Source organism: Methanolobus profundi (assembly GCF_900114835.1).
Classification (GTDB): Archaea; Halobacteriota; Methanosarcinia; order Methanosarcinales; family Methanosarcinaceae; genus Methanolobus; species Methanolobus profundi.
This window is the reverse complement of sequence record NZ_FOUJ01000002.1, coordinates 456,965-468,684: the sequence shown is the minus strand read 5'-3', so window position 1 is coordinate 468,684 and position 11,720 is coordinate 456,965. Positions and strand designations below refer to the sequence as shown.

Here is an 11,720-nt window from a genome sequence, read left to right as displayed (position 1 = left end):
AAGTAAAGTATAAATGTAATGGATTCATTTGTGAATCGCTCATTGCCAAGGTGGCGGAGCGGCTACGCAATCGCCTGCAGAGCGATTCCATTCCGGTTCGAATCCGGACCTTGGCTTTACTTTCATCAATATTCATTTGAGTGAGTTTGGCGGCCATAGCGGCAGGGCAATTCCTGTACCCATACCGAACACAGAAGATAAGCCTGCCAGCGTTCCTTACTGTACTGAAGTACGAGAGTCTTCGGGAACTCTGGATCGCTGCCATCTCACTCATTTAACCTTATCTATCCTTTTTCTAATTACAACTTTTAATATCAAAAGCTTTGAGTTTGTAGTTTTGTTATTATTGACATAATAAATATGATTTTTCTATACTGATTTTTATAATAATTGCTATTGTTTTTATTTATGATTATTATATTATATGATTTCTATACTCAAAAGCACCTATATATCATAACCACTTTTCAATAACTGTTTCTCTCTTGTTCAATAAAGGGCTCAACAGCCCTTGTTTATTTTTTGCATTCACATTCGCTGTGTATGTTCAAATCACTTTAAATTAGATGGTCTGTTCTTCCCACAATTATCAATTTTAAAATGCATGCATTAATTATAACAGTTTTAAGTCTCTAATAATCCTGATATATGAGAATGTGGGGAATCAAATGAAAGAATATGATCTTATCGTTATTGGCTCTGGCTCCGGGATGAACTACATAGGTGCAATACTTGATGCTGACCCTGAGATAAAAGTTGCATTGATCGACAAAGATGAACCCGGTGGCATATGTCTTACAAGAGGCTGTATCCCTTCAAAGATGCTCCTTTATCCTGCAGAACTTGTCAGGGAAATAGAAAAAGCTGGTAACTTTGGTATCAAAGCATCAATAGAGAGTATTGATTTTAAGGCAGTAATGGATAGGATGCGAACTTCAATCTCAGAGGATATTGAAGGTATCAGGCATGGATATACTCATCTTCACAGGATGGATTTCTACAATGAGGCCGCAGAGTTCGTTTCTCCTTATACTATGAAGGTCGGGGAAGAGACCATAACTGCTAAGATGATCTTCCTTTGTACAGGCTCAAAACCAGCCATACCTCCGGTAAAAGGACTGGATGAGGTGGATCATCTCACAAGTGACGATGTACTTCAACTGACTGAAATGCCGGAGAGCCTTGCTATCATAGGAGGTGGCTACATTGCTGCTGAATATGGACATTTCTTTTCATCTATGGGTTCAAAGGTCACCATCATCGGCAGAAATCCAAGGATAATTCCAGAAGAAGAACCTGAAGTATCCACTCTTGCAAAGAAGATGATGTCGGAGTACATGGATATTCTCACCAACTGTGAAGTCCTTGAAGTAAGATCCTCATCAGAGGGCAAGACCGTGGTTGCAAAGGACCGTGATACCGGTGAAGAGAAAGAGATCACTGCTTCTGCAATACTTGTTGCCACAGGAAGAAGCCCGAATTCCGATATTCTCAAACCTGAACTTGGAGGTATAGAGACCGATGAGCGTGGCTGGATAAAGGTGAACGAGCACCTTGAAACAACTTCAAAGAACGTGTGGGCTTTCGGTGATGCCAACGGGAAATACCTTTTCAAACATGTTGCTAACCATGAATCAAGTGTCGTTTATTATAATGCCATACTGAAAAAGGAGATCAAGGCCGATTATCATGCAGTCCCATATGCCGTATTCTCACATCCTGAAATAGCTGGTGTGGGAATGACGGAAAGACAGGCTGTGGAGGAATACGGTGAAGATAACATCATTATAGGCTTCTATCGTTTCCAGGAAACAGCAAAAGGTATGGTCATGTCACTTGGTGATGAGTTCGTGAAGGTTATCTTTGAGACTGAGTCACAGAAGATCCTTGGTGCTCATATAATAGGTCCGCAGGCTTCAGTACTTATGCATCAGATCATTCCTCTGATGTACACTGAAGGCCAGGATGCCAGTCCGGTAATGTATGCAATGGATATCCACCCATCACTAAGCGAGGTCATCAAAAGAGCATTCTATTCAAGGATGCCTCTAAATGAATATCATATGATAATGCAGGCGTATGGATTGGAAGAAGCAGAATGATAATTAAAAAAGAATAAAATAAAAGATGAAAAGAGAGAACTTTAGTTCTCTCCGATCCATTCACTTACTTTTTCTGGATTTGCATCTACCCATTTCTGAGCAGCTTCTTCTTCTGACATGCCAGCTGCAAGGTCTGACATAACAGACTGAATATCATCGTGGGTCCACTGGAACCTTCCGATAATTCCGTAGAGTTCAGGATCATCTTCTGCGAGTCCTACTCTTGCGAGGGTCTCAACGTGGTCTGCTTCACCGTAGATACCATTTGGATCTTCAAGATATTTCAGGTCAAAGCTGTTGAATGCCCAGTGAGGTGACCAGAGTGTCACAACTACCCATTCCTCATCTGCAATGGAACTCTTAAGTTCTGCTGTCATACCTGCACTGCTGCTTGCAACAAGATCGTAATCAAGGCTATAGTTCTCAATTGCGGTTTCAGTTGTGGACATGATACCAGCTCCTGGATCGATACCAATGATCTCTCCTTCGAACTGCTCCTTGTTGTCATTGAGCTCTTCAATTGAGTCGATGGTCACATATGTTGGAACAACAAGACCAATGCGGCAGTCTTCAAGGTTCACTGCAACGCTGTCAATATCTTCCCCATATGTCTCCCAGTAGTTCTTCTGGGTCTGTGGGAGCCATGCTGAAGTTGTAAAGTCGAACTGGCTGTCTGCAAGTCCCTGATAGAGTGCACCTGCATCTACAGCAATGATCTCAACATCATAACCTGCTTCTTCAAGTACAAGTTTCATGACATTTGTACTGGCTATCTCTCCATCCCAGAGGACATAACCAATAGTTGCTTCCTTTGTAACGGGTGCTTCTTCTTCTGTACCTGTAGCTTCTGTTGTACCCTGATCAGCACATCCACTTACCATGACCAGCATGGCAAGCATAATTAGCACTGAAAGGACTTTTAATTGCCTTTTCATTTTATCACGACATAGTATGTATTTAAATAAGACCAATTGGTCTGTAATCGTTATATTTCTCTATAATTCTGTATTCAGAAGGTCACTTCTTAGGAGTGAGGTTCTGGGTAAGTCTGTCAAGTACGATCGCAATGATCACAATTGCAAGACCCGCTTCAAATCCCTGGCCGATATCAACTCTCTGGATACCCACAAGTACCTGATATCCAAGTCCGCGTGCACCGATCATAGCTGCAATAACGACCATGGAAAGAGAGAGCATTATACACTGGTTGACTCCAGCCATGATAGTTGGCAGTGCAACCGGTAATTCCACTTTGATCAGCTTCTGCAGTGGGGTGGTACCAAACGCAGTAGCAACCTCCTCCAATTCCACTGGAACCTGTCTGATACCAAGATTTGTAAGACGGATAGCCGGTGGCATTGCAAATACAATAGTTGCAACAAGTCCCGGGACATTGCCAAGTCCAAAGAATATGACCGCTGGAATAAGATATACAAAAGAGGGCATAGTCTGCATGAAGTCAAGGATCGGCTTGGTGATGTGGAATGCTGTTTCATTCTTTGCAGCAAGGATCCCGGTGGGGATGGCTATCAACAAAGCCACTAAAGCAGATGATAATACCAGAGCTATGGTCTCCATGGAAAGTTTCCACAGGCCCATACTATCTATAAGCAAGAAACCGATCGCAGTTCCAATTGCAAGTTTTGTGTTCTTTTTTGAGATCAGATACACAAATATTGTAATAAGTGCGATGAATACAATAGGTGGCAGGAACAATAGCATATCCTTGAATCCGGATATGAGCATATCGATGATATCACTGAAGATATCCATCAAAAATCCTAAATTGTCATTAAGCCAGTAAACACCTGATTCAACTGTTTCTCCTATAGGGAGTTCAGGCAGTACCATTTTAATCCTCCTCCTTTATTGCCAGTGCACTAAGTATGCTACCTCTAACGATGACTCCAAGGAGTTTTTTGTTCTCATTGACCACAGCTATCGGTAGAGCATCTTCTGCCATTATCGGTATGATCTCCTTGATCGGTATATCGGGAGCTATTATGCTGATGTCTGTTTTCATGACATCTTTTATCTCTTTCTTCTCCTTGGATGCCGGAGCAGCTGCATCAACACATAGAATTCCTTTTACCACTTTATCGGGATCGACCACGAATATTGATGACATTCCATGTTTCTTCATCAGTTGAAGTGCCACAGTAAGTCCTGCATTTATTGATACGACAGGATCTGGCCGTTTCATGATGTTCTCAGCGGTCAGTATCTTTGTTCTGTCAACACCCGCAACAAACTCTGATACGTAATCATCAGCAGGGTTTGTCAGTATCTCTTCTGCAGTTCCTATCTGGGCGATAACTCCATCCTTCATGATCGCTATCCTGTCTCCGAGCTTCAGGGCTTCATCAAGGTCATGGGATACAAAAACAATTGTTTTCTTCAATTTGTCCTGAAGTGCGATCAATTCATCCTGCATCTCTGATCTTATAAGCGGGTCAAGTGCGCTGAAAGCTTCATCCATCAGCAATACATCAGGGTCAGTTGCAAGTGCTCTTGCAAGCCCTACTCTCTGCTGCATTCCACCGCTTAGCTGTGATGTTTTGCTGGATTCGTAACCTTTAAGTCCGACTTTGGCAATGGCCTCTTCAGCCTTCACATATCTCTCTTCCTTTGATATGCCCTGTATCTCAAGGCCAAAGGCCACGTTGTCGATCACAGTCCGGTGGGGAAGAAGCGCAAAACCCTGGAAGACCATACTCATTTTCTTTCTTCTGGCTTCCCTGAGCTCTTTATCGTCCATTGTAGCAATATCGTCTCCATCGACGAGAATATGTCCATCACTTGGGTCAATAAGTCGGTTCAAACAGCGTAAAAGAGTGGATTTTCCTGAACCTGACAGTCCCATAAGCACAAAGGTCTCACCTTCGTAAACATCAAAATTCACTTTGTAGAGACCAACAGTCTGTTTTGTTCTTTCAAAGATCTCCTGTTTTGAGACTCCCTGCTCGATCAAAGAAACTGCTTTTTGTGTATTTTTACCAAATATTTTGACAAGATTGCGTACTTCTATTTTCTTTTTTCTATGAATTGTAATACCTCAATTTGAAAGAAGATCGTTAAAATTATGTGCCTTTATTTTGACTGGATAACCCTATATTAATGTATCGTTTATTTCCAGTGGAAAAGAGCTTTATTTTGTTTTATTTTTAAAAAAGGAACTCAAATATGATCTTTCAATCTATTAATATATAATATGCGGTCAAGACCGATCGACAATATCTTCCGTCTTGTGTAACCACTTAGGAATAAATAGAGGAAGTAATGTGAGGTGGTTTAATTCTCCTTCGATATGTCCGGTATCTCAAATATAAATGTAGATCCTTCTCCCACCTTGCTTTCGACCCAGATCTTGCCACCATGGAGTTCAACGAAATTCTTTACGAGTGCAAGTCCCAATCCGGTTCCTTCATACCGGCGTTCTATCCTGTGATCGATCTGTTTGAAGGGTTCGAATAGTAGATGCATATCCTCTTCAGAAACACCAATACCAGTATCTGCAACCTCAATACGTATCAAGTCTTCATATGCCTTGATAAGCACCCTGACAGAACCACCTTCAGGTGTGAACTTGACTGCATTGCTCATCAGATTGTAGATTATCTGCTTGAACCTGAGCTTGTCAGCATTGATAATGATCATAGGGTCTGTGTTCTCAACCTTTAGCTCGACTTTCTTTTTAGTGGCGATCGGGCTCATGACCCCCAGTACTTCATTTATAACAGCATCCACTTTGAACTGGTCAGGTTCAAGTTCCATCTTTCCTGCTTCACTTTTAGAAAGGTCAAGTATATTGTTGATAAGTTCCAGAAGGTGCTTCCCGCTGACAGCTATGTTCTTCAGGTATTTTTCCTGTTGGTCACTAACATTCCCTGCCATTCCGCTGAGCATAACATCAGAAAAACCGATTATAGAGTTAAGAGGAGTTCTCAGTTCATGGCTCATGGTAGCCAGGAACTCACTTTTGGTATTGCTGGCAGTCTCTGCCTTTATCCTTGCCTTGTTCAGCTCTTCTATTTCCTTATAATTGGTGACATCTCTGCTGATCCCAACAAGTCCCAGATAGGTTCCTTCCGAATCATATAATGGAGCTTTGATGGTCTCATAGTACCTTTTGTCACCGCATGCTTCACTGGACACTTCATATTTCATGACCTTGCCGGAACTTATGACCTCTGTATCCTGCTGATACAGCTCATCTGCTTTTTCTTTTGGGAAAATATCATGTATGCTCTTGCCTACAATGTGTTCTGAAGGATAATTGATAAAATCAGAAAAAGAAGGATTACAACCAAGGTATTTTCCTTCCATATCCTTGAAGAATACCATGTCAGGGATGGAATTCAAAAGCCCGGTGAGCTTTGATGTTTTCTTGTTAAGTTCTTCCTGAGTATCACGGCGCTCCTTCACCTCATTCTCAAGAACGTTAATACTTGCTATAGTGGGCATCCATGTGATCACTCCATATGCTATCAGCACAAAACTGATGATCTCACCGAACAGGTTTTCCAGTACTTCCTCCACTATTGTACTTTCAACATATGTCTCTATGAACCATATATCATCAAGAGCATCTACTATGTGACCAATTGTCAGGAATACAAAACCTGCAAGTATCATCTGTAATCCGTTATTGGATATTTCCTTGTTCTTCCTTCCTGTGTTCCATAGGTAGAAAGTTGTGATAAGCAGTACCATTGCGACAATGGACTCTTTGATAAGGTCTCCCATAGACTTTCACTGATAGAGGGATGTTTGTTTTTAAACGTAAGATCTCTAAAATCTATTAGTATTAATATCTTGTTAAATCGTATTTCCGCACACGTTAACATATATTCTGTAAATGCCAGGAGCATGTCAGATAAAAAAGCAGGTAATAAAAACAGAAAAGGGATAATATCCCTTTTACGATAGCTTATTTCTTCATATTCTCCTTTTTAGTTTGCTTCTCTTTCAGAGCATCAACCGCGTCCTGTGGGATGAATATCTTTCCGTTTCCATCATCAGCTTTTGGAGCGTAGACAACCACACCTTCAAGGTCGATCTCTTCTCCATCGTCAATGGTCATTACATCCTTGTTCACAGGAAGCTCAGCAACCTTCTCCTCGTATGTGATCACAAGCACAGGGTTTGCTGCATCTGTGGTGTCAATTTCCCACATTCCCGGGAATGCCTCTTCAACGTCTACAAAGAGCTCATCACTTACATCATCAAGCTCAAAGCCAAATGCATCAGCAACATATGTTGCCATTTCAGTGTTGTCGAAAAGACCTATAGGTCTGTTCGGGCCGTATGACCAGAGAGGTACGTCCCCGCCTGTATGGCCGCCTGAGGTCCAGCCGATCTCACCACTTTCATCAAGTGTTTCAAGGAGTTCTTCTACTGTGAGATCTGTGTAGCCCTGTCCATTGGTTCCGATCGTCATACCCCCGGTGTTGTGGTCAGGGAATACAAGTACGAGCGTGTGTCCGTCCTCTTCTGCGAAATCAACAGCAGCTTCTACAGCTTCATCGAATGCAAGGAAATCGGTTACCATGTATGTAGCGTTGTTAGCATGCCCTGCCCAGTCAACCTGACTACCTTCAACCATAAGGAAGAATCCTTCCTGATCCTGTGAGAGGATCTCAATAGCTTTTGAGGTCATATCTGCGATAGATGGTTCTTCTGTATCCTCGCGGTCCATTTCAGGTGACATTGATGTTTCTGCAAACATTCCCCATACTTTACCTGATCCAAGGTCCATCATCTCATCTTCTGTTTCGACGAACTGGTATCCCTTTTCATCAAGTGCTGCAATAAGGTCTTCTCCGTCTGCGCGCCATGATTCACTGAGGAAGGTTTTACCTCCGGCAAAGACTACATCTACATCATTGTATACCATCTGTTCAATGATATCGTGATAGTTTCCTCTGTCATCTACGTGAGCAGCAAAAACAGCAGGTGTAGCATGTGATATTTCAGATGTTGCTACAAGACCTGTAGCTTTTCCTTCGAGTTTTGCACCTTCAAGAACAGTTGCAAGTGGAACATATGGCTCAGCCATATCCTCTGCATCAAGTGTTGTAAGCAGATCGTCGGTCCTTGGTCCTACGCTAACAAATCTTACAGTGGTCTTTTCACCGGTAGCAAAAGCGGTTCCTGCAGCTGCAGAACCGGTAATGACCGAGTTTGCCATATATGTGGATACCATTCCGGTATACATGCTGTCAAGCTGGAGTTCTTCTCCGCTGTACCAGCGTGCAAGGGTCTGGATATCCTGATCACATCCGTCAGGTACCATTACAATAACGTTCTTAATCTCTTTATTAGAATATGCGTTACCTGTATTCTTGTTCTCATCATCATTCCATTTGTTGTCCGTGTTCTTGCCAGCAACAGCAGAAGCTGCGCTTCCGAATACCAGCAATCCTACAACAATAAAAGCAAACAAAAAGTTCATTCTCTTATCCATATTATCAACCAACCTCTTTCAAGGTCATTGGCTGGTTTTAGGCTCAGAGCATTTGTATTTTGTACCAATAAACTATGTAGGCAAATGTGCAATACAACTTATCAATAGGCTATATATCCGGCATAGATCTGCCCACTCTATATATTTCTATAACCCTTTCGATATAAAAAAAAGAAACCAGAAAAGGCTCTATGCCTTTCTTATATTGCTGTAGTACATGCACTCATCCCTGCTGAACAACGGCATGTCTATATCCTCATCCACTACCTGGACCGGTGCACCTCTTACAAGCACAGCAGGAACGCTCTCACCTGCTTCACCCATGAGCAACTGGGCTGCAGACACAAGGTTGTCAGCCATTGCTTTACGTGTGATCACCATTTCCTTTCCAAAAAGGTCAAGTGTACCTCTGGCATCTTCAACCGGTACTATGCCTGAGGTTCCAAGGGCGATACCGACACATCCAAGCCTCAGAGGCTGTGTACGGCTGTCACCAACTATCACGCCGATCTTACACTTGCAATGTTCCATGATCTCCCTGCGGATCCTTCCTGCACTTTCCTGAGCATTCTCCGGCAGAAGTACAACGTGTCCTTCTGGTGCGTTGGAACCATCGATGCCTGCATTTGGAGCAAGTGTACCTTTTGTTATCGTGAGTGCAGCTCCGGGAACTCCTCCGAATATCTCATCACATTCCTGAAGGATGAGTTCCATTTCCCTTGCATCAAGCTTGTATTCTTCTGCAAGTTCCATGGCCTTTTCGCACGGTTCTATCTTTTCAAGATCTACCAGACGCCCTTCTGCAGTTGCAAGTGGTGATTCTGCAATTATGAGTACATCATCTTCCTGGAATTGCATTCCCTGTTCCTCAAGGGAATCGATAATGATCTTGGCAATATTGTCGCCGGGTTCTATGAGTGGTGTTCTGATACCGAACATCTGCAAGGATGGTGGTTTTTCCTGCATCATTCCTCTCCTGTCAGATAACTTTTCATGATCTTGATAGCACAATAATCTCCACACATGGAACATGGTCCCTCTTCAGGACACATCTCCGTCGGTCTGTCAGGGTCTATGGCAACCTCTGCCTGTCCTTTCCAGTCAAAGGAAGCTCTTCTTGTTGCCAGCATAAGGTCGCTTTCACTTAATCCGTATTTCATTGAATCGCCGACATGGGCAGCGATCCTGAATGCGATAAGTCCTTCCTTCACTTGCTGTGGATCTGGTAATGAGAGGTGTTCTGCTGGTGTGATATAACATAGATAATCAGCACCTGCTCCGCTTGCCATACTTGCACCTATTGCACCTGCAATATGGTCATAACCAACACCTATGTCCGTTGGAAGTGGACCGGCCACAAAGAGCGGGAAGTCTGCTGTATCCTTGTAGAGTTTCACGGAAGTCGGGATGTCAGATGCCTGTATGTGTCCTCCCATTCCGTTGATGATGACCTGTACACCCATCTCGTTAGCTCTCTTTGCAAGTGCAGCATTGGTCTCGATCTCCATTAACTGAGCACCGTCCTTCAGGTCATGTACACAACCGCTTCTCATTGTATTTCCAAGAGAAAGGACAACGTCATTCTCACGGAGTATCTGCATGATCTCATCGAAGTGTTCTATGAATGGATTCTCACAGTCATTGAGAAGCATGAAACTGCTGGTAAATGAACCTCCTTTTGATACCATTCCCATGACCCTGCCTGAGCCTTTCAATGTCTCAAGCATTTTCCTTTCGACACAGTGGATGAGTACTGAGCTTACTCCCTCTTCAACATGCTTTTTGAGGTATCCAAGTATGTCGTCCACGGTGACATTATCCATTCCACACTCGACGATCGTCTGGTAGATGGGGACGGTTGTAACAGGAAGTTCTGTGTTCTCAAAGACCATCTTCCTGATGGCTGAGATATCTCCTCCCATGGAAAGGTCGGTGATGGTAGCAGCACCATATTTCTGTGCTATCTTCACTTTCTCCATCTCGGAATCAGGGTCAATTGCCGCAGAGGATGTTCCGAGATTAACGTTGATCTTGGTACTCGCACCCTTGCCGATAGCAATTGGCGGACATCCTTTACGTGTCATTATCACGAGGCTGCCATTTGCAACTCTTTCCATGACGAGTTCTTCATCTATTCCTTCTTTTTTTGCAACTTCAAGCATCTCAGGTGTGAGGGTGCCACTTTTTGCATGATCTATCTGCGTTTTTATCATTGGTCGTTCTTCCTGATACCGGCCATTTCGAGTATTATGGGAGTATTGTCGTGTTTGCCAATAGGCATAAAGTGGATCCCACGGCAGAGTTTCTTTAGTTCAGATATTGCTTCTGAACAAATGGACATGCCCTGTTCTATTGGATCATCGGACCTTTCCATTGTATCTATTATGTCATCGGGTACATTGATACCGGGAATATTCTTATTCATATACCGTGCCATTTTTGCGGATTTGAGTGGGATAACACCTGCAATAATAGGGATGTCGATGTCACCGTTAGCTTCCATAAATGCTTCAAATTTAGAAATATCATAGACAGCTTGCGTCTGAATAAAATCAATTCCTGTCTTTGCTTTTTTCCGCAGCTTCATCATCTGTGCTGCTTTTGATGGGTCGGTGTTTGTAACTGCACCAACGACAAATTCAGGTGGTTCGTCGATCTTGTTCCCTGCAAGGTCATATCCTTCTTTCATCTTTTTTATGATGGTAAGAAGCTGCACAGAGTCAAGGTCATAGACCGGTTTTGTTTTTGGATGGTCACCTTTTGTGGTGTGGTCACCTGTCATGATGCAGATGTTCCTGACACCCATTGCATATGCACCCAGCAGGTCCGACTGGAGTGCAAGCCTGTTCCTGTCCCTGCATGTGAGCTGCATGATAACCTCATGTCCTGCATCAAGGAGCGCCCTGCTAACTGCAAGGGGACTCATGCGCATAACCGCTTTCTGGTTGTCGGTGACATTGAGTGCATCGACCCAGCCTCTTGTGACCTCTGCATCAGAAATAGCTTCGCTGAGGTCTGTTCCTTTAGGAGGGCTGATCTCTGCTGTAATTAGAAAATTGTCAGATAGGAGTTTGTCTTTGAAGGTACCGGACATCTGGGAATTATATGTAGGTCTGGTTTTTAAGATCATCGTAAGAGGCGATCGATCCTCT

At 43.1% G+C, this 11,720-nt stretch carries 9 protein-coding genes, 1 tRNA gene and 1 rRNA gene; 3 read left to right on the top strand and 8 right to left on the bottom strand.

Annotated features, from left to right (window positions below; genetic code table 11):
- The first annotated feature begins 44 nt into the window (after nt 1–44).
- From BM008_RS07555 to BM008_RS07545, 3 genes are all read left to right on the top strand, one after another.
- Nucleotides 45–116: transfer RNA gene (locus tag BM008_RS07555), tRNA-Cys, on the top strand.
- A gap of 29 nt (nt 117–145) precedes the next feature.
- Nucleotides 146–267: ribosomal RNA gene (gene rrf, locus BM008_RS07550) — 5S ribosomal RNA — on the top strand.
- A gap of 401 nt (nt 268–668) precedes the next feature.
- Nucleotides 669–2,102 (top strand): dihydrolipoyl dehydrogenase, encoded by a 1,434-nt coding sequence (locus BM008_RS07545; protein WP_091935560.1) that lies wholly within the window; start codon nt 669–671, stop codon nt 2,100–2,102.
- A gap of 41 nt (nt 2,103–2,143) precedes the next feature.
- Here the strand turns inward: BM008_RS07545 and BM008_RS07540 are convergent, their stop codons facing one another.
- The 8 genes from BM008_RS07540 to BM008_RS07505 form a co-directional block, all read right to left on the bottom strand.
- A complete protein-coding gene (locus BM008_RS07540) occupies nt 2,144–3,037 on the bottom strand; it encodes a glycine betaine ABC transporter substrate-binding protein (RefSeq protein WP_091935558.1) in 894 nt (297 codons plus the stop codon).
- A gap of 82 nt (nt 3,038–3,119) precedes the next feature.
- Nucleotides 3,120–3,953, bottom strand: coding sequence for an ABC transporter permease (locus BM008_RS07535; RefSeq protein ID WP_091935556.1), 834 nt, complete (start codon nt 3,951–3,953; stop codon nt 3,120–3,122).
- 1 nt (nt 3,954) lies between these two features.
- The gene (locus tag BM008_RS07530) at nt 3,955–5,073 is read right to left on the bottom strand and encodes a quaternary amine ABC transporter ATP-binding protein (protein WP_245747963.1); all 1,119 of its coding nucleotides are present in this window, start codon (nt 5,071–5,073) and stop codon (nt 3,955–3,957) included.
- A 320-nt stretch (nt 5,074–5,393) separates the two neighbouring features.
- Nucleotides 5,394–6,848, bottom strand: coding sequence for a PAS domain-containing sensor histidine kinase (locus BM008_RS07525; protein ID WP_091935551.1), 1,455 nt, complete (start codon nt 6,846–6,848; stop codon nt 5,394–5,396).
- 184 nt (nt 6,849–7,032) lie between these two features.
- A complete protein-coding gene (locus tag BM008_RS07520; protein ID WP_091935548.1) occupies nt 7,033–8,568 on the bottom strand; it encodes an alkaline phosphatase in 1,536 nt (511 codons plus the stop codon).
- A 189-nt stretch (nt 8,569–8,757) separates the two neighbouring features.
- Complete coding sequence (gene cofE / locus BM008_RS07515; protein WP_091935691.1) at nt 8,758–9,534, bottom strand: coenzyme F420-0:L-glutamate ligase; 777 nt, start codon at nt 9,532–9,534, stop codon at nt 8,758–8,760.
- Entirely contained in the window at nt 9,534–10,781 is a 1,248-nt protein-coding gene (gene thiC, locus BM008_RS07510; protein WP_091935546.1) for a phosphomethylpyrimidine synthase ThiC, read from the bottom strand. Before thiC ends, cofE begins: the two co-directional genes overlap by 1 nt.
- A complete protein-coding gene (locus BM008_RS07505; protein ID WP_394328919.1) occupies nt 10,778–11,698 on the bottom strand; it encodes a methylenetetrahydrofolate reductase in 921 nt (306 codons plus the stop codon). Before BM008_RS07505 ends, thiC begins: the two co-directional genes overlap by 4 nt.
- Nucleotides 11,699–11,720: the final 22 nt, after the last annotated feature.

What these genes read in the sequence shown, in the direction of transcription:
- BM008_RS07545 (WP_091935560.1), top strand. Translation starts at nt 669, where the DNA reads ATGAAAGAATATGATCTTATCGTTATTGGCTCTGGCTCCGGGATGAAC.
- thiC (WP_091935546.1), bottom strand. Translation starts at nt 10,781, where the DNA reads ATGATAAAAACGCAGATAGATCATGCAAAAAGTGGCACCCTCACACCT.
- BM008_RS07540 (WP_091935558.1), bottom strand. Translation starts at nt 3,037, where the DNA reads ATGAAAAGGCAATTAAAAGTCCTTTCAGTGCTAATTATGCTTGCCATG.
- BM008_RS07535 (WP_091935556.1), bottom strand. Translation starts at nt 3,953, where the DNA reads ATGGTACTGCCTGAACTCCCTATAGGAGAAACAGTTGAATCAGGTGTT.
- BM008_RS07505 (WP_394328919.1), bottom strand. Translation starts at nt 11,698, where the DNA reads ATGATCTTAAAAACCAGACCTACATATAATTCCCAGATGTCCGGTACC.
- BM008_RS07525 (WP_091935551.1), bottom strand. Translation starts at nt 6,848, where the DNA reads ATGGGAGACCTTATCAAAGAGTCCATTGTCGCAATGGTACTGCTTATC.
- cofE (WP_091935691.1), bottom strand. Translation starts at nt 9,534, where the DNA reads ATGCAGGAAAAACCACCATCCTTGCAGATGTTCGGTATCAGAACACCA.
- BM008_RS07520 (WP_091935548.1), bottom strand. Translation starts at nt 8,568, where the DNA reads ATGGATAAGAGAATGAACTTTTTGTTTGCTTTTATTGTTGTAGGATTG.